We start from the raw sequence: 17,650 nt of genomic DNA, 5'->3' as shown, positions 1-17,650 counted from the left end.
CGGATCCTTCCGGTCGGTGTTCGGGCTGTCACCCCCCTGACGTGCGAGCCCCACCGGGATCGACACCCCCCCGGCCCCGTGTCGCCGACAAGTTCCCGGCGCCCGATCGGCTGCGACTGCGCAGCGGATCGGGCGCCACCGTCCACCCCGACCCTTGACCCTCCCCCGACGGCGCGCCCTAGACTCCTGCGCACCTCGCGCCCCCGCGGCACGAGAACCGGCAGAGCCTCCGCACCCCCCCCCCCACGGAGAGGCGCTCCATGCGCATTCGTCCCGCCCTCGGCACCGTCCTGTCCGCCGCCGTCGTCCTGGCCGGCGTCGCCGTCCCCGTCGAGGCCCGGTCGGCTCCGACGAGCCACTCACGGGCTCCGGCCGAATCCTGCGAGGAGCTCGCCCGCACCACCACGGAGCGGATGAGCCTCAAGCACAAGATCGGTCAGCTCGTGATGTCGCAGCCCACCGGGCGGGGCCTGCCCGACCGCCGCGTCCAGGAGCAGCTGCAGGAGTGGGGCTTCGGCACCTGGATCATCCAGAACCGGGGCGGCGAGGCGGCCAACGTGGCCCGATACACCAACCGCATGCAGACCTGGGCCGCCCGCTCGGGGGCCGGTGTCCCGCTGTTCATCGGCGCCGACATGGAGAACGGCGTCGAGCAGCAGGTCCCCGACGCCACCGGCCTGCCGTACCCGATGGGGCTCGGCGCCACCCGTCGTGTCGAGGACAGCGCCCTCGCGGGTCGGATCACCGGTGCCGAGGCCGCCGCGGTCGGGCTCAACTGGAACTTCTCCCCCGTGGTCGACGTCAACACCAACCCCGCGAACCCGGTCATCGGCGTGCGGTCCTTCGGCGAGGAACCCGGGCTGGTGGCCGAGCACGGCGCCGCCTACACCGTCGCCATGCAGCAGCAGGGTGTGCTGGCCTCGGCCAAGCACTTCCCCGGCCACGGCGACACCTCCACCGACTCCCACCTGGGGCTGCCCTCGGTGACCTACGACCGGCAGACCCTCGAGGACGTCCACCTGCGCCCCTTCCAGGAGGCCGTCGACGCCGGCGTGGACTCGCTGATGACCGCGCACGTCGTGGTGGAGGCGGTCGACCCCGAGCTGCCGGCCACCCTCTCGCCCAAGGTGCTCACCGGGCTGCTGCGCGGGCAGATGGGCTTCCAGGGCCTGATCATCACCGACGGCATGGGCATGAGGGCCATCGCCGACAACTGGGGCACCGGTGAGGCCGGGGTGATGGCGATCCAGGCGGGCGCCGACGTCATCCTCGCCGGCGGCACCGCCGAGCTGACCGCGGAGGCCCTGCACCAGGCCGTGCTCTCCGGGGAGCTGGGCGAGGACCGCATCGACGAGTCCGTGCGCCGGATCCTGACCGTCAAGTGCGACTACGGGCTGTTCGAGCGGCCCTACGCCAGCGCGGCCGAGGCCGACCGCGTGGTCGGGAACCCCGCCCACCTGCAGGCCGCCACCGGGATCGGGCACCGCTCGATCACCCAGGTCCACGACGACGGGGTGCTCCCGCTGCCCGCGGACCAGACCGTCGCCGTGGTGGGTCCGGAGCGCGCCGACGAGGTCGCGGCGCTGCTGGTCGAGCGCGGCACCGACGCCTCCGCCCACGAGACGTCGCGCCGACCCGACTCGGCCGCGGTCACCGCCGCCGTCGCGGCCACCGCCGACGCCGACGTCGTCGTGGCCACCACCTTCACCTTCTCCACCATGCCCGCCCAGCAGCGCGCCCTGCTCGACGCGCTGCTCGCCACCGGCAAGCCGGTGGTCGTGGTGTCCCTCGGCATCCCCTACGACCTGGCCGGCGCAGCAGAGGCTGACGCCGCCCTGGCCACCTACGCCCTCAACGTCAACGCCGTGTCGTCCGAGCCGGTGCTCGAGGCGCTGGCCGACGTCCTCGTCGGGGACGCCGAGCCCGGCGGACGGCTGCCCGTCACCGTGGGCGAGCTCTACCCCTACGGGACGGGCGCCGGCCAGCCGGCTCCCGGGGCCACCGGGTAGAGGGCTCGGCAGACCCGCCGCTCGGGCAGGATGCGCACATGGAGAACGCGCGACGCCGTGCCCGGCGGACCAAGATCCTCGGAGTCCTCATCACCGCGCTCGGCCTGCTCCTGTTCGCGCTCGCTCCCCAGTGGAGGGAGATGCTTGCCGGCTCCTCGTACGTCGGCGGGCTGCCCGCGTGGGCGAGCGCACCGACGGTGATCTGGAGCCTCGGGCGCGCCCTGGGTGCCCTCGTCGTCGTGGCCGGCCTGCTGGTCCTCGCCCTCGGCATCGGCTACGGCCGGGGGCTGGAGGAGATCAGCGAGAGCGCCGGCTGAGGCCCGCTCGCTCGTCGACGCCGGCGAGGTCGGTCCCGGGCGGGCTTGACTTCGGCGACAGACGACGATGTCATCGCCCTGTGACGATGGAATCTGAGATCCTGGCGGAGGCGGCGTCCTCGGCCGAGGTGAGCCCGACCGCGGCGGTGTGCCTGTTCTCGAGCCTGTCGGACCCGGCTCGCCTGAAGATCCTGCGCCGGCTCGCGCTCGGCGAGCACCGGGTGGTCGATCTCACCGCCCACGTGGGACTGGCGCAGAGCACCACCTCGGCGCACCTGGCCTGCCTGCGCGACTGCGGGCTGGTCACCTCCCGCACCGTGGGCCGGGCGTCGCTGTACTCCCTCGCGGTCCCGGCTGAGCTCACCGACCTACTCGCCGCGGCGGAGCGGCTGCTGGCCGTCACCCGCGACGCCGTGACGCTCTGCCCGACGTACGGCGCGGACCAGCTGGGCAGTCCCGCGGTCACGGCGCCCCCGGCTGCCGGGGCCCGGTGAGCGTCCTCGCCACCGGGTCGCTGCTGACCCCGGGACGCCGCGACCAGCTGGTCCGTCGGGTGCGGCTGCTGGTGGCGGTGACCATCGGCTACAACGCCGTCGAGGCGGTCGTCGCCGTCACCGCCGGCGCGTGGGCCTCCTCCACGGCGCTGATCGGCTTCGGGCTCGACTCCGTCGTCGAGGTGGCCTCCGCCGCCGCGGTGGCCTGGCAGTTCTCCGCCCGTGACCACGACGTCCGCGAGCACCGCGAGCGGCGCGCGCTGCGGATCATCGCGCTGTCCTTCTTCGCCCTCGCCGGCTACGTGACCGTCGACTCGCTGCGGAGCCTGGCCGGTGGCCGGTCCGCCGAGGAGTCCGTGGTGGGCATCGTGCTCGCGGCCGTCTCGCTCGCGGTGATGCCGCTGCTCTCCTACGCCCAGCGTCGCGCCGGGCGGGAGCTGGGATCGGCCACGGCGGTGGCCGACTCCAAGCAGACGCTGCTGTGCACCTACCTGTCCGGGGTGCTGCTCGTCGGGCTGCTGCTCAACGCCACCCTGGGCTGGACCTGGGCCGACCCGGTGGTGGCGCTGGTGATCGCCGCCGTCGCGGTCAAGGAGGGGCTCGAGGCCTGGCGGGGCGACAGCTGCTGCGCCGCACCGACGACCGTGCTGGCCGACCCGCCGGCGGGCTGCGGGAGCGGCTGCTCCTGCTGCCAGGACCACACCGCCGGCGGGGAGTGAGAGAAAAGCCGCCCGACCGGTGGGCCGGCCCGCACGGCCGCCCGCGCTGACGCACCGCGGGAGCGGTGGCCGTCCGGTCGTGCGGGTTTCCTCCCGGCTCAGCCCTGCAGCTCCACGAGCCGCAGCAGGTTGCGGGTGGCCATGGTCACGGTCATCGGACCCACCCGCGGCACGAAGGCCGACGCCCGACCCATGATCGAGTCGTCGAAGTTGCGGAACTGGGAGAAGTTGACGCAGATCGCCCCCTCGGCGATCTCCGCCGCGGTCACCAGCGGGAACTCCCGGGAGGGCACGCCCGTGATCACCACGTCGGCACCGGCCAGGGCCTGCGCCCGGGTGATCTCGGCGTCGCGCACCGAGTGGGTGTGCCGCCCGATCGCCGGGTCGAAGACGACCGACCCGGTCAGGTCGAGGGAGACCACGGTGGCGCCGTCGTTGGCGAGCATGGCCGACAGCGGACGCCCCACCACCTCGCTGCGGTTGATGACGCAGGCGGTGACGCCCTCCAGCGGGGCCTGCACCCCCTGGCGACGCAGCCCCGTCTCGTCCAGCAGCTTGAGGATGGCCAGCGGCGTGCAGGGCACGATCGTGCGGCGGGTGCGCTCCTCGTCCAGGTAGCGGCGGTTCTCGTAGAGCAGCCGGCTCCAGAAGGAGTGCATGCCCTCGACGTCCTTGCGCGGATCCACCAGCTCGCGCAGCCAGCGGTCCTCGGCGGGGTCCACCAGCGGGTAGTACAGGAAGATGCCGTCGACGGTCTCGTCCTCGTTGGCGCGGCGGATGGCGGCCAGCACGTCGCGGGGCGCGAGCTCCCACAGCTCCATCTCCATGCCGACGTTCTCCGCACCGCGGCGGGCGTACTGGGCGTAGGTGCGCGCCGGGCCCTCCTGCTGGGTCAGCAGCCCGACGATCCGCAGCCGTCGTCCCCGCTCGCGGACCTGCTCGCGGATGTCGGCGCGGAAGCGCTCGGCCACCTCGCTGGGGTCGACGACGGTCGTCCGGATCGCTGGCTCCACGGGCGGTGAGCCTAGCCGCAGCGCCCGACCGCGGCCGAACGGTCGGCTCCGGAGCCGCGGCACGCAGCGGTCCGGAGCCGACTCTCCGGCCGGCAGCGGGATCAGCCGGCGTGGGCGGCGACCGGTGCCGCGGCGCGCTGCTCGCGGGCGGCGCGGACGTCCTCCTCGACCAGCTCGGCGTTGATCATGGCCCCGGCGAGCAGCCCCTCGGCGCTGGAGGAGGCCACCATCGCGCTGAGGTTGCTGGCGTTGCCGACCGCCCAGACCCCGGGGACGTCGGTGCGGCCGCCCTCGGAGTGGATGAAGGTGCCGCCCATGGGATGCGGGGTCGCCACGCCGCCGAGCTGCTCGAACAGCTCCGTGCGGGCGGAGAAGGTCGGCGCCACCACCACGCCGTCGGCGGGCAGCACCCGGCCGTCCTCGAGCTCGACGCCGGCCAGCCTCCCGTCCTCCGTGCGGAGCCGGGCCACCGCCCCGTCGACCACCTCGACGTCGCGGGCGGCGAGCATCTCGAGCTCGTCCTCGTCGATCTCGGGCATGGTGTGCCGCAGCAGCGTCACGTCGGGGCTGACCTGGCGGAAGAGCAGCGCCTGGTGCACGCTCCGCTCGTCGCGGCCGAGCACGAGCAGCCGCCGGTCGCGGAACTCGTAGCCGTGGCAGTACGGGCAGTGGAGCACGTCGCTGCCCCAGTGCTCGCGCACCCCCGGCAGCTCCGGCAGGCCGTCCACCAGCCCGGTGGCGAGCACGAGCCGGCGCGCCCGCAGCTCCCGGCCGCCGGCCAGCCGCACCGTCAGCACGTCGCCGTCCCGGCCGGCGGCGACCGCGCGGTCGTGCACCACCTCGGCGCCGTAGCGCTCCGCCTCCCGGCGGCCCTCGGCCAGCAGCTCCAGCGGCGGCACCGCCTCGCGGCCGAGCAGGTTGTGGGCGTGGGCGGCGGGGGCGTTGCGGGCCTCGCCCGCGTCGACGACGACGGTGCGACGCAGCGACCGCGCCAGGGCGACGGCGGCGCTGAGCCCCGCCGGTCCCCCGCCGACGATGACGACGTCGTGGGTGGTGTCCATGGCTGACTCCTCAGGTCGTGCCCGGGACGCTCTGGGTCCCGGTCGGAAGGACGTGCTCCCGGTGGTGGTCGGTGGCGTGACCGCGACGGGCGGCCCGTCCTCGGCTGCCCTGTACCCCGAACCGCCCGGACGTCCGGGCGAGCCCGCCGACGACGGCCCGGGACTTCGCCCCGGTCACGTCACCACGGTAGCCATGCTGTGCGCCGGGAACATACACTCTTGCGCATGACGCAAGAAGTGGCTCTCGACACCGTCATCCGCCAACGCATCCGGGGGCTGCGGCTGGCCCGGGGATGGTCGCTCGACGCCCTGGCCGCCCGCTGCTACCTCAGCCCGTCGACCCTCAGCCGGATCGAGACCGGGCACCGCCGCATCGCCCTGGACCAGCTGGTCCCCATCGCGCGGGCGCTGGGCACCACCCTGGACCAGCTGGTGGAGGCCACCGAGGACGAGGACGTGGTGATCCGGCCCGAGCCCGACGTCAGCGAGGGGCTGACCACCTGGCTGCTCTCCTCCGAGCGGGCGCTGCACGGCATCACGGTGGCGAAGATGCGGATCACCCCCGCCCACGCCACCGACCAGCTGCGGGTGCACCCGGGTCGGGAGTGGTTCACGGTGCTGTCGGGGACGGCGCGGCTGCGGCTGGGCGAGCGGGTCATCCTGGTGAAGCCGGGACAGGCGGCCGAGTTCTCGACGATGGAGCCGCACTCCATCGGCGCGCACGAGGGCCCGGTCGAGATCCTGACCATCTTCGACCACGACGGCGACCACGCGCACCGGCGGGGCGACAGCGAGGTGCTCCGCCCCTGAGGCGCGGAGCCGGCGGGCTCGTCAGCTGGCCAGCCGGGCGCGCATGCGCCGCATGATGAGCGTGCGCTCCTCGGAGCGGGCCTGCTGCTGGGCCTCTCGACGGATCCGCTCCATCTCGCTCGGGCTCAGCTCACGGAGCTCGACGACCTTCGGGTTCCTGATGGTGAGGGACACCCGGACCACCTCCTCGCTGACACCTCGGATGATACGCCGCCATCCTGGCAGCGACCTCTGACAGCTCCGTCGTCACCGGGCCGCCTCGGCGAAGGCCACCGCCAGCAACTCGGCGGTGAACTCGGCCACCGCCACGTCGGTGTCGGTGAAGACCGAGGGCTCCGGCGCGTCCACCGTCAGCATCCCGTGCGGGACGTGCCCGGTGACCACCGGCACCGCGATGTAGGTCCGGTAGCCGCGGTCGGCCCCGCGCTCGCTCGGCTCGGCGGCCACGTCGGCCACCACCCGGGTGCGGTTGTCGGCCAGCGCCTGAAAGGCCGGGTCCGGACGCCCACCCGGGCGGCGCTCGAACGTCCCCGGCGTCTCACCGCGGCCGTGGTAGGCGATGTGCTCGAGCCGGTCCCCCGCAGCGTCCAGCTGGTAGACCACGGCCCGGACGCCGGGGATCTGGAAGAACAGCAGGTGGATGCCGGCGGTGGACTGCAGCGCCACCATGCCGAGCAGCCGCTCCCGCTCCACCCGGTTCGCCTGCGGCATCTGGGCGATCAGCTCCGCGACCGGACGCAGCCCGTCCTTGACCGCCATCCCCAGCCGGGCCGCCTCCTCCCGCTGCGCCTCGTCGGCCTGGCGCCGCGCCCAGGCGTTGAGCCCCTCGAGCACCGCCGCCACCAGACCCAGCCCGACCGAGACCCACAGCAGCAGCCAGCTGTGCCGGGGCAGCTGGGAGGACAGCGCGCCGCCCACGCCGGCCAGCCACGCGACGAGGATCGTCGCCACCGACACCGCGGTGCTGCGCGCCTGGACGCCGGCGGCCAGGGCGGCCTGCACCTCCACCCACCCGGCGCGCCGTCGGGTCGCGATCACCTCTCCCACAGCAGCAGTATCGACCGCGGCACCGACACGACGGTGCTGCCACCGCCGCCGCGTCCCGCCGGCCGTCGCCTGCGGGTGGACGGGTGTGGTGCGATGGCCCCAGGTCGTCGACCAGGAGGAGAGCCATGAGCGTCCCGGCCACCCCGGCCGACGACGGCCCAGCAGGACGGCATCGGGCCGAACCGTCCGGGCTCGCGGCCACCGACGTGCTGGCCGCCGTGGTCCGCGCCGAGTGGGGGTCCCTGACCTCCCAGCTGCTCGGGCGCTTCCGCCGGCTCGACCTGGTCGAGGACGCCCTGGCCGACGCGGTCGAGGCCGCGGCACGTCGGTGGCCGACCGACGGGGTCCCGGCCAACCCGGCCAGCTGGCTGCACACCTCCGCCCGCCGCCGGGTGCTGGACCGGCTGCGCGCCGAGGCCGTGGCGCAGCGCAAGGCACCGCTGCTGGCCGTGGAGGACGAGACCCGGAGCACGACGGTGCGCGCCGACCCCGGTGGGCTGGTCGAGGACGGCCTGCTGCGGCTGGTGCTGATGTGCACCCACCCCGCGCTGGACCCGGCGGCGGCCAGCGCGCTGACGCTGCGGCTGGTGCTGGGCGTCCCCACCGGCGACGTCGCCCGGCTGTTCCTGGTCCCCGAGGCGACGATGGCCGCCCGGATCACCCGGGCCAAGAAGAAGGTCGTGGCCGCCGGGATCCCCTTCGCGGTGCCCTCGGCCGACGTCCTGCCGGCTCGGCTGGAGGCCGTCGCCCAGACCGCCTACCTGGCCTTCACCGCCGGCTACGCCCCCGGCAGCGGAGCCGACGTGGTCCGCACCGAGCTGGCCGGCGAGGCCGTCAGGCTGGTCCGGGTGGTGCTGGGCCTGCGCCCGGGCGAGCCGGTTCTGGTGGCGCTGCTCGCGCTGATGCTGCTGCAGCACTCCCGCCGCGACGCCCGCACCGGGTCCGACGGGCGCCCGGTGCTGCTGCCCGAGCAGGACCGCAGCCGCTGGCACCGGGACGAGATCGACGAGGCGCTCGCGCTGCTCACCTCGGCGCCGCTGAGCGGGCCGGTCGGTGTCCCCACCGCCTCCTACCTGCTGCAGGCCCGGGTGGCCGCCGAGCACGCGGTGGCCCGCCGCGCCGAGGACACCCGCTGGGACCGCATCGTCTCCTGCTACGACCAGCTGCTCGACCTGGACGACAACCCGTCGGCCCGGCTGGCCCGGGCTGTCGCGGTGGCCGAGAGCGACGGCCCGGCGGCCGGCCTGGCCGCCCTCGAGGGGCTCGACCGGCAGCTGGGGCACAGCCACCGGCTCCCCGCGGTCCGCGCCGAGCTGCTGGCCCGCACCGGAGCGTTGGCCGAGGCCCGGCAGGCCCTCGAGCTGGCCCTCGGGCGCTGCGGCAACGAGGCCGAGCGGTCGCTGCTGCGTGCCCGCTCCGAGGAGTGGACACGTCGGGCCTCAGGGTCCTGAGGCCGGCCGGACCACCCGACCGGTGCCCGTAGGCACGCAGCTCGGCCTCCGTCCGGGGCACCGCGCAGCAGCCGAGCTGGTCGGTGTCGAGCTGGCTCGGTCGGGGCTCTGGCCGGGACGGCCGCGGCTCAGGCCCGGACGTTCTCCAGCACCACGGCGAGCGCCTGGCCCACGCCGATGCAGAGGGCGGCGACGCCCCAGCGCCCGCCCGAGGCCGACAGCCGGGCGGCGAGGGTGCCGACCAGCCGGGCGCCTGACGCGCCCAGCGGGTGCCCGATCGCGATCGCGCCGCCCCAGGCGTTGACCAGCTCGGGGTCGGCGAGGCCGTCGGCCAGCCAGGCGTCGACGCAGGCCAGCGACTGGGCGGCGAAGGCCTCGTTGAGCTCGACGGCCGACACCTGGGACCAGCCGATGCCCGCCGACCGCAGCGCCCGGCGGGCGGCCTCGACCGGGGCCAGGCCGAAGCGCTGCGGCTCGACGGCGTGCACCCCCCGGCCGGCGACCCGGGCGAGCGGCTCGCGACCCAGACGCCGGGAGGCGGCCGCCGAGCCGAGCAGCACCGCGGCCGCGCCGTCGCTCAGCGGCGAGGCGTTGCCCGCGGTGATCGTCCCGCCCGGGCGGAACACCGGTCGCAGCGCGGCCAGCGCCTCCGCGGTGGTGTCGGGGCGGACCCCCTCGTCGCGGCGCAGCCCGGCGCCCCCCACTCCGGTCGTGCAGGGCTCGACCGTCCAGGGGTCGTAGCAGCCGCCCTCCCAGGCCCGGGCGGCGAGCCGGTGGGAGCGGAGCGCGAACTCGTCCTGGCGCTCCCGCGCGATGCCCAGCTCCTCGGCCACCTGCTCGTTGGCCTCGCCGAGGGAGACCGTCCACTCCGCCGGCATGCGAGGGTTCACCAGCCGCCAGCCCAGCGTCGTCGAGACCGCGGCCACGTCCTGCGTGGAGTAGCCGCGCTCGGGCTTGGGCAGCACCCACGGGGCCCGCGACATCGACTCGACCCCGCCGGCCACCACCACCTCGGCGTCGCCGGTCTCGACGGTCCGCGAGGCCTGCACCACCGCGTCGAGGCTCGAGCCGCACAGCCGGTTCACCGTGGTCGCCGGCACCCCCACCGGCCAGCCCGCCAGCAGCACCGCCATCCGGCCGACGTTGCGGTTGTCCTCGCCGGCGCCGTTGGCGCAGCCCCACACCACGTCGCCGACCTCGGCCGGGTCGAGGGCCGGCGAGCGCGCCGCGAGGGCCGACAGGGTGCCCGCGGCCAGGTCGTCGGGTCGCACCGGCGCGAGCGCGCCCCCGAGCCGGCCGAAGGGCGTCCGCACGGCGTCGTAGAGGTAGGCGCTGCTCATCCTCCGAGACTGGCAGACGTGCGGGCGCGGGGCCACCCGCCAGCGGGTGGAACGCGCCGGGGCGGGCCGCCGGTGGTCTGCCAGCATGTCCCCATGCCAGAGACGACGCAGTCCGCAGCCGGCACCTCCGGGCCCACCTGGTGGAGCTGGGACCTCGCCGCGCCGAACACCATGGTCCCGGGGCGGGTGCCCGTGGTCGAGCACGACGCCGTCGGCCCGGAGCAGGTCCTGCTGGAGTTCGTGGTCGGCGGCATCTGCGGCTCCGACGTGCCCAAGTACAGCGGCGCCGTCCACGTGGCCCCGGACCACCCCCGCAGCGGGTTCCCGCTGCACGAGCTGGTGGGCGTCGTCCGCGCCTCGGGCAGCGAGCGGCTCCCGGTCGGGCAGCGGGTGCTGGCGATGTCGACCACCCACCACGGCCTGCGCGAGCAGGTGCTGCTGCCGGCCGCCCACGTGGTGCCGCTGCCCGACGACCTGCCCGACGACGTGGCCGTGGTCTCCCAGCCCACCGGGACGGTGTGCTCGGCCCTGCGCGACGTCGGCGACGTCACCGGCCGCAGCGCGCTGGTCATCGGCCTGGGCAGCACCGGCCTGCTGGCCGCCCACCTGCTGGCCAGCCGGGGCGCCCGGGTGACCGGCGTCGACCCGCTGGACCGCTCCGACGTGGCCGCCGACTTCGGCGTGCACGAGCTGGTGACCGCCCGGTCCCGCCACCTCGTCGGCACCGGCAGCACCTTCGACCTGGTGGTGGAGGCCGTCGGCCACAACACCGAGACCTTCGTCGACGCCTGCCGGCTGGTCGGGATGGACGGCCAGGTGGTGGCCTTCGGGGTGCCCGACCACGACGACTACCCGTTCCCGATGGACACCTTCTTCCGCCGCAACGCCGTCCTCCGCACGGGTGTCACCCAGGACTGGACCCGCTTCCTGGCCATGGGCGTGGAGCACGTGCGGACCCACCAGGACGTGATGCGACGCGCCATCACCCACGTGATGGGGCTGGACGAGGTGCCGGAGGCGTACCGCCTCGCGGCCGCCCAGCGGGAGGACCGGGTGAAGGTGACGATCCGGGCCTGACCGAGCCGCGCACCGCCCGTCGGTGCCCATATCCTGGACACGCGTCTCACATCGTGGGAAGACGATTTGCAGGTGCCCCTGCCCGCGCACAAAGGTGGCACCTGCAGCGCTCGTCTCAGCCTGTGAACACCCGTCCAGGAAGGACCGTCATGTCAGCCCCTGCCCTCGTCCTGCTTGCCAGCGGTAGCACCGATCCGGGCGTCGCCCAGGTCACGCACTGCATGCGCAAGGGACTGAAGGCGATGCGTCCGGGGCTGGACATCCACGTGGCGTTCCTGGACCACTGCCCGCCCTCGGGGCCGCAGGTGATCAGCCAGCTGGTCCGCGCCGGCGTGGAGGAGGTCGTGCTCGTCCCCCTCGACATCTGCCGGGCCTTCGGCGTCGACGCCCGCGTCGAGTCCGTGCTCAGCACCATCCGCAGCGCCCACCCGGGCCTGCAGGTGATCGCCTCCAAGCCGATCGGCCCGGAGGCCAACCTGCTGAACCTGGTCGACCGCCAGCTCCGCGAGGCCCTGCACAGGAGCCGCGCGACCGAGCTCGACGCCCTGGTGCTGGCCACCGACTCCTGCGACGACGTCCGCAGCAGCGCCATCCTGGCCCGCCGGGCCCGGCAGTGGTCGGTGCACCACAAGCTGCCCTGCGTGGTGGCTGACGGCACCGCGGGCGTGGCCTCGGCCGTGCGGACGCTGCGGGCCCAGGGTCGCCGCCACATCGCGGTCGGTGCCTGGCACCTCACCGCCGACGACGTCTTCGCCGACCAGGCCCGGGTGGCCCGGGCCCTGGGCGTCGAGGCGGTCAGCGAGCCCTTCGGCGACTCCGCCGAGCTGCTCGACCTGGCCCTGTCCCGCTACGTCGTCGCCGCCATGGAGCTCATCACCTTCGACGACGAGGAGACCGCACCGGTCGAGGCGTCGCCGGAGCGCCACCTGAGCGTCGTCGGCGCCTGAGCCCGCCGCGGGCGACCGGCCGGGACCAGCCGTCCCGGCCGGTCGTCGCGCCCCCTCCCGGCCCGTCCCCGATGCCGTAGTGTCTGCCACCGTGAACCCCGCCAGCACAGCCCTGCGCCTCGGCCGGCTGGCGGTCTCCCGCTCCCGCGAGCAGCTGATGGAGCGGCCGGTGCGGGCCGAGCTGGCCCGGCACAACGCCGGTGCGCAGGGCCCGCACCCCTGCGCGGTGTGGTTCAGCCAGCCGGTCGAGCACCTGTACCAGGTGGAGCAGTGGCTGGGTCCGCTGGAGCGGCTGTCCGAGCAGCACCCCGTGCTGCTGCTGGTGAACCGGCCCGGCAGCGCCCGGGCCCTCGCGGCCCTCACCCGGCTGCCCGTGCACCTGGCCCGGCGCACCGCCGAGGTCGACGCGCTGCTGGCCCGCCACGACGTCCGGCTCGTCTTCTACGTCAACAACGCCCAGGCCAACTTCACCATGCTGCGCACCAACGGCCAGCGGCACGTCCACCTCAGCCACGGGGAGAGCAACAAGTCCTCGATGGTGTCCCACCAGCTGCGGGCCTACGACTTCTGCTTCGTGGCCGGCCCGGCCTCGCGGCAGCGGGTGCTGGACGCCGTCTGGGGCGTCGACGCCGACCGGCTGGTGGAGGTGGGACGTCCGCAGCTGGACCACGTGCCCGTGGTGGCCCCGCCGGTGCGCGGACGCCGCACGGTGCTCTACGCCCCCACCTGGGAGGGCGACTCCGCCGCGATGGCCTACGGCTCGGTGGCCTCCCACGGGGTGGCGCTGGTGCGCTCGCTGCTGGCCGACCCGGGCCTGCGAGTGGTGGTCCGCCCGCACCCGCTGACCGGCAGCCGCTCCCCCGACCACGCCCGTGCCCTGGCCACCCTGCGCTCGCTGGTCGAGCACGCCGACCCGGCGGCCGGGCACCGGGTGGACACCGCGGTCTCGGCCCGGCAGGCGCTGGGCGAGGCCGAGGTGGCGATCAGCGACGTCTCGGCGATGGCGATGGACTGCCTCGGACTGGGACGCCGCGTGGCCGTGACGCGGCCCGTCCACCCGGGGGCCTGGATCGACCCGCAGGGGATCACCTCCGTGCTGCCCACCCTGGACGCCGCCGACGCCGGTCAGGCGTCCACGCTGGCCCGGCGGCTGCTGGCCGAGCCGCCGCCGCCGGCGGAGGCCGCGCTGGTCGCCCGGCTGTTCGGCGACATCTCGGCGGGGGCGCAGACCCGGCGGTTCCTCGAGGCGGTCGAGCGGGTGCTCGCCACCGTCCCGGCTAGCTGAGCTCCTTGACGATCTGGCTCAGCGAGTCCAGCGTCCGCTTCAGCTCGGCCACGTGGGCCTCGTCGAAGGCGCTGAGCACCCGCTTCATCTCGGTGGTGGAGATGCCGCTGGTGCGGGGCAGGTAGCGGACCGCGACGACGTCGGACAGGTCGTCGAACTTGCCCTTCCAGTCGTGGCCCATGCCGAAGATGTCCACGTCGAAGCGGGCGATGTCGTCGCGCTTCTGCTCCCAGGTCTCCTCGGGGAACACCTCGTCGACGTAGCGGATCGCCTGCACGATCTCGGCCCGCTGGGCGTAGGGCACGATGACCTTCTTGCCCTTGATGCGGTTGAACTCGTCCGAGGACACCCCGACCACCAGCCGGTCCCCCAGGGCGGCCAGCCGCTTGAGCAGGTTGAGGTGGCCGATGTGGAACAGGTCGAAGGTGCCGTAGGTGAGGACGGTCGTCACGAGGAGGCTCCCGGGCGGTCGGTCGAATGGCGGACCGACGCTACCACGGGGCGGGCGGCCCGCCCGCCCCGCGGCGCGGTCGCGGTCAGGGCAGCCAGACCGTGGCGCGGACCATGTTGTGGTCCGAGGGGATGGTGCCCTTGAAGCGGCCGGAGCTGTCGAGGTTGGCCACGGTCTTCCACCGGCTGACCCGCATCTTCGAGGTCATCACGTAGTCCAGGTAGGTGCCGTTGACGTAGTCGAAGGCCGGGGCCTTGCGCTCGAAGTTGTTGTAGCTGCTGACGTTGGTCTGCACCCGCTTCTCGACCGTGGCGCCCACCGTCCGGGTGGTCGTCTTGTCGGCGTTGCCGAGCGGGTCGACCAGGCCGTAGTCCTTGAACACCGCGTAGGGGGCGTTGCCGTACTGGGTCCACTTGTGGCTGTTGAAGTCGCCCAGCAGCAGCATCGGCATCCCGGCGGGACGCTTGTCGCGGATCAGGGCGACCACGTCCTGTGCCTGCTTGCGGCGCAGCTCCCAGTTCGTCCGCGAGGAGCTGGCGTCGCGCGGCTCGAGGTGGGTGTTGACCACGAACACCTTCTTGCCGGTCGACTCCTGCGTGAAGACCGCCCAGACCGCGTAGCGGGCGTTCGCGCCGGACTTGGAGGTGAGCTTCCGCGAGCCGCCGGTGCCGTAGTAGGTGACCCGGTCGCTGTTGTAGATCAGCTTCGTGCCCTGCGAGGCGCCCTGGTACTTGTACGTGCAGCTGGTGGGCGTGGTGTGGCGCACGCAGTTGTTGCGCTTGCTGTTGGTCAGCTTGTACGGCCGGCCGAGCCGCTGCACCAGGTCCTCGAACTGGCTCTTGTCGACCTGCTGGCCCGAGGCGCTCTTCAGCCAGCCCTGGGACGCCTCCTGGACGCCGAGGATGTCGGGGTCCTCGTAGCGGATGACGTCGACGACCTTGAAGCGCCGCTCCAGCCACGGCTTCTCGTTCGGCTTGCCGTCGAAGCAGTTGGCGCACTTGATGTTGTAGCTGGACACGACCAGCGGGTCGGAGGCCACGGTGCCGGCCGGGGCCGCGGGCGCGGCCGGGGCGGCCTCGGCGGCCGGGGTGGCGAAGGGGACCGACAGGGTCAGCGCGAGGCTGGCGAGGACGGCGGTGCCGGCGCGCAGCAGACGGCGGCGGACAGGGCTGGGCATGGTGGGGCCTTCCAGGGACGGCGGTGCTCACGTCCCCCGATGGCCAGGTGGCCTGAACGCCCGGACACCGTACCAGCCGACCCCGGCCGGTCCCGAACCGGCGAGCGCCTCAGACCACCGGCCAGCGCCCGTGCGCGCCCATCGACACGATGGTGCGCCAGCGGAGCCGGCGCCGCCGCTCCCCCGGCGCCCAGGGGTCCTCGCGCCAGCCCGCCCGCCAGCCGGCGAACCAGGCCCGCAGGTCCTCCGGCGTCCGCCACCAGCGCAGCACGGTGATGATCGTCCACGAGGTGACGTAGGCCCAGGAGAAGGGCCAGGGCAGGTTGCGCCGGGCCAGCCAGACCCGGTTGCGGGCGTTGAGGTGCAGGTACTCGGCGTGCCGGCGGGGGTTGATCACCGGGTGACCCGCCCGCAGCCGTCCCTGGTAGACGGTGCGGTGGCCGGTCTCCCACACCCGCCAGGCCAGCTCGATGCCCTCGTGGGCGTAGAAGAAGGTCTGCGGCCAGCCGCCCGTGGCGTCGAAGACCGAGCGGCGCACCACCACGGCCATCTCCACCACCGAGAAGGCGTCGCTGCTGGTGGCGGGGTCGCCCTTGCGGATCCGCGGGATCCAGCGGCGGGGGTGGATCTCGCTGGCCGGGTCCACGATCCGCGGCTGCAGCATCCCGACGTCGGGGTTGCGGTCCAGCACGGCGGCGCAGTCGGCGAGGAAGGTGTCGTCGAGCAGCCAGGCGTCGTCGTCGAGGAAGAACAGGAACTCACCGCTGACGTGCGGGACGCCGGCGTTGCGCCCGGCGGGGATGCCGGCGTTGTCCTCCAGGTAGACCGACTTGAACCCCGGCGGCAGTCCCACCGGGAGCCAGCCGTTGCCCACCACGACGACGTCGAGCACCACGTCACGCTGGGCCAGCAGCGAGTCGAAGCCCCGCTGCAGCTCCTCGGGCCGACGACCCTGGGTCAGGATGACCACCCCGTAGGTGGCTCTACGGCGGGCCGGCGTCACGACCGCAGCCGCGCCGAGGCCATGATGGCCACGAAGTGACCCAGGTTCACCAGCCAGATCACCGCCGCCAGCACCACCACGAGCACCCGCTCGGCCAGCAGCGGGGTGCCCAGCACCGTGCTCACCAGCACCGCCGCCAGGGCCAGCAGGCTCAGCTCCACGGAGTGGAACAGCCGGTGGAACGGCAGGAAGCGGGCGACCCGGCGGGCCGCGGCCACCGGACCGCCGCGCCGCAGCTGCTTGGCCTCGGCGGTGTCGGGCAGCCGTCCCATCCCGGCGAAGGCCCGGGAGACGTGGACCATGTCGTTCTGCGCCTTGTTGAGCAGCACGCCGGCGGCCAGCAGCGCGCCGCAGAACGCCAGCTGCCAGGTCTCGCGGGACGCGAGCGCGCCCTCGGCCCACAAGTCGGCGGCGCGCAGCCCGAGCGCGAGCGCCACCAGCCCCTCGGTGGTGTAGTGGCCGACCTTGTCCAGGAACACCCCGGCCGGGCTGGACGTCCCCCGCCACCGGGCGACCTCGCCGTCGCAGCAGTCGACGTACATCTGCAGGTTGGCGAAGAAGACCGCCAGCAGGGCCCCCGGCCAGCCGGGCAGCAGCAGCGCGGCCGCGATGCACCAGCCGGACAGGATCATCAGGTACGTGACCCCGTTCGCGGTGATCGGGGTGCGGACCAGCAGCCGCGTCAGGTGGATGGAGAAGTGGCGCAGGTAGAGCTGGGCGGTCCAGTGCTCGGCGTTCGCCCGGGAGCGGACGTGCTCGGGCTGGGCCACCGCACGCAGCTCGGCCAGGGTGGGACGGGCGGGTCGGGCGGTCACCTGATCACTTCTTGGACTTCTGGTAGGCGCGGACGACCCGCTCGGGCTCGCCGTCGTCCATCAGCTCGCCCTTCTCCAGCCAGATGACCCGGCTGCAGGTGTCCAGCACCGACCGCATCGAGTGCGAGACCAGGAAGACCGTCCCCGCGCCGTCGCGGATCTCGCGGATCCGCTCCTCGCTGCGGGCGCGGAAGGCCTGGTCGCCCACGGCCAGCGCCTCGTCGACGATCAGGATCTCGTGCTTCTTGCTCGCCGCGATGGCGAACTTGAGCCGCTGCTGCATCCCCGAGGAGTAGGTGCGCATCGGGAAGTGGATGAACTCCTCCAGCTCGGCGAAGGAGACGATGTCGTCGCGCATCTGGTCGATCTCGTCGCGGCCGTAGCCCAGCGCGAGACCGCCCAGCAGGATGTTCCGCTCCCCCGAGAGCTCGCCCAGCAGGGCCGCCCCCACCCCCAGCAGGTTGGGCCGGGCGGCGGCGTAGATGGCTCCGCGGCTGGGCGGGGTGAGCCCGGTGATGGCGCGCATCAGCGTCGACTTGCCCGAGCCGTTGGAGCCGATGACCCCGATCGACTCGCCCTGCGTGGCGGTGAAGCTGATGCCCTTGAGGGCGTGCACGGTGCGCACGCCGCGGTT

General features: G+C 74.2%; 19 protein-coding genes. 9 read left to right on the top strand and 10 right to left on the bottom strand.

The features are described from left to right. Positions 1–260: 260 nt before the first annotated feature. From GC722_RS07010 to GC722_RS06995, 4 genes are all read left to right on the top strand, one after another. The gene (locus GC722_RS07010) at positions 261–2,009 is read left to right on the top strand and encodes a glycoside hydrolase family 3 protein (protein ID WP_156609308.1); all 1,749 of its coding nucleotides are present in this window, start codon (positions 261–263) and stop codon (positions 2,007–2,009) included. A gap of 38 nt (positions 2,010–2,047) precedes the next feature. Continuing rightward, positions 2,048–2,326, top strand: coding sequence for a hypothetical protein (locus GC722_RS07005; protein ID WP_156609307.1), 279 nt, complete (start codon positions 2,048–2,050; stop codon positions 2,324–2,326). 86 nt (positions 2,327–2,412) lie between these two features. After that, a complete protein-coding gene (locus tag GC722_RS07000; protein ID WP_156609306.1) occupies positions 2,413–2,820 on the top strand; it encodes an ArsR/SmtB family transcription factor in 408 nt (135 codons plus the stop codon). Then, positions 2,817–3,539 (top strand): cation transporter, encoded by a 723-nt coding sequence (locus GC722_RS06995; RefSeq protein WP_331714481.1) that lies wholly within the window; start codon positions 2,817–2,819, stop codon positions 3,537–3,539. The genes GC722_RS07000 and GC722_RS06995 overlap by 4 nt, the downstream gene beginning before the upstream one ends. Before the next feature lie 98 nt (positions 3,540–3,637). On the opposite strand, the gene GC722_RS06990 is transcribed toward GC722_RS06995, so the two are convergent. Beyond that, positions 3,638–4,552 carry a bifunctional methylenetetrahydrofolate dehydrogenase/methenyltetrahydrofolate cyclohydrolase gene (locus GC722_RS06990; RefSeq protein WP_197429881.1) on the bottom strand — a complete coding sequence of 305 codons (915 nt, stop codon included), beginning with the start codon at positions 4,550–4,552 and terminating at the stop codon, positions 3,638–3,640. A gap of 101 nt (positions 4,553–4,653) precedes the next feature. Next, complete coding sequence (locus tag GC722_RS06985; protein ID WP_156609305.1) at positions 4,654–5,613, bottom strand: NAD(P)/FAD-dependent oxidoreductase; 960 nt, start codon at positions 5,611–5,613, stop codon at positions 4,654–4,656. Positions 5,614–5,838: 225 nt separating this feature from the next. Here GC722_RS06985 and GC722_RS06980 point away from each other — a divergent pair, with 225 nt between their 5' ends. Next, positions 5,839–6,423, top strand: a complete 585-nt coding sequence (locus tag GC722_RS06980; RefSeq protein WP_156609304.1) for a helix-turn-helix domain-containing protein — start codon at positions 5,839–5,841, stop codon at positions 6,421–6,423. Positions 6,424–6,444: 21 nt separating this feature from the next. Here GC722_RS06980 and GC722_RS06975 read toward each other — a convergent pair whose 3' ends face one another. Further along, entirely contained in the window at positions 6,445–6,597 is a 153-nt protein-coding gene (locus GC722_RS06975; protein ID WP_156609303.1) for a hypothetical protein, read from the bottom strand. A gap of 72 nt (positions 6,598–6,669) precedes the next feature. Next, entirely contained in the window at positions 6,670–7,470 is an 801-nt protein-coding gene (locus tag GC722_RS19195) for a GAF domain-containing protein (RefSeq protein ID WP_156609302.1), read from the bottom strand. A gap of 125 nt (positions 7,471–7,595) precedes the next feature. Between GC722_RS19195 and GC722_RS06965 the strand changes: the two genes are divergently transcribed. Continuing rightward, a complete protein-coding gene (locus GC722_RS06965) occupies positions 7,596–8,921 on the top strand; it encodes an RNA polymerase sigma factor (RefSeq protein ID WP_156609301.1) in 1,326 nt (441 codons plus the stop codon). A 128-nt stretch (positions 8,922–9,049) separates the two neighbouring features. Here the strand turns inward: GC722_RS06965 and GC722_RS06960 are convergent, their stop codons facing one another. Continuing rightward, positions 9,050–10,261, bottom strand: a complete 1,212-nt coding sequence (locus tag GC722_RS06960) for a thiolase family protein (RefSeq protein WP_156609300.1) — start codon at positions 10,259–10,261, stop codon at positions 9,050–9,052. Between the two features lie 93 nt (positions 10,262–10,354). Between GC722_RS06960 and GC722_RS06955 the strand changes: the two genes are divergently transcribed. The 3 genes from GC722_RS06955 (at position 10,355) to GC722_RS06945 (ending at position 13,570) form a co-directional block, all read left to right on the top strand. Further along, a complete protein-coding gene (locus tag GC722_RS06955) occupies positions 10,355–11,338 on the top strand; it encodes a zinc-dependent alcohol dehydrogenase (RefSeq protein ID WP_156609299.1) in 984 nt (327 codons plus the stop codon). A 149-nt stretch (positions 11,339–11,487) separates the two neighbouring features. Further along, positions 11,488–12,285 (top strand): sirohydrochlorin chelatase, encoded by a 798-nt coding sequence (locus GC722_RS06950; protein ID WP_156609298.1) that lies wholly within the window; start codon positions 11,488–11,490, stop codon positions 12,283–12,285. 91 nt (positions 12,286–12,376) lie between these two features. Further along, complete coding sequence (locus GC722_RS06945; protein WP_156609297.1) at positions 12,377–13,570, top strand: CDP-glycerol glycerophosphotransferase family protein; 1,194 nt, start codon at positions 12,377–12,379, stop codon at positions 13,568–13,570. Here GC722_RS06945 and GC722_RS06940 read toward each other — a convergent pair. The 5 genes from GC722_RS06940 to GC722_RS06920 form a co-directional block, all read right to left on the bottom strand. Beyond that, positions 13,563–14,021, bottom strand: a complete 459-nt coding sequence (locus GC722_RS06940; protein ID WP_331714480.1) for an adenylyltransferase/cytidyltransferase family protein — start codon at positions 14,019–14,021, stop codon at positions 13,563–13,565. The genes GC722_RS06945 and GC722_RS06940 overlap by 8 nt on opposite strands. An 85-nt stretch (positions 14,022–14,106) precedes the next feature. Continuing rightward, positions 14,107–15,198, bottom strand: coding sequence for an endonuclease/exonuclease/phosphatase family protein (locus tag GC722_RS06935; protein WP_156609296.1), 1,092 nt, complete (start codon positions 15,196–15,198; stop codon positions 14,107–14,109). Positions 15,199–15,307: 109 nt separating this feature from the next. After that, positions 15,308–16,168, bottom strand: a complete 861-nt coding sequence (locus GC722_RS06930; RefSeq protein WP_331714479.1) for a glycosyltransferase family 2 protein — start codon at positions 16,166–16,168, stop codon at positions 15,308–15,310. 29 nt (positions 16,169–16,197) lie between these two features. After that, the gene (locus GC722_RS06925) at positions 16,198–17,016 is read right to left on the bottom strand and encodes a CDP-alcohol phosphatidyltransferase family protein (protein WP_197429879.1); all 819 of its coding nucleotides are present in this window, start codon (positions 17,014–17,016) and stop codon (positions 16,198–16,200) included. Between the two features lie 4 nt (positions 17,017–17,020). Further along, positions 17,021–17,650 (bottom strand): ABC transporter ATP-binding protein (locus GC722_RS06920; RefSeq protein WP_156609750.1); only part of this gene is annotated, 630 nt, incomplete at its 5' end.

Source organism: Auraticoccus cholistanensis (assembly GCF_009742705.1).
Taxonomy (GTDB): Bacteria; Actinomycetota; Actinomycetes; order Propionibacteriales; family Propionibacteriaceae; genus Auraticoccus; species Auraticoccus cholistanensis.
Note: the sequence above shows the minus strand (reverse complement) of the source record. Positions and strands in the feature narration are given on the sequence as shown.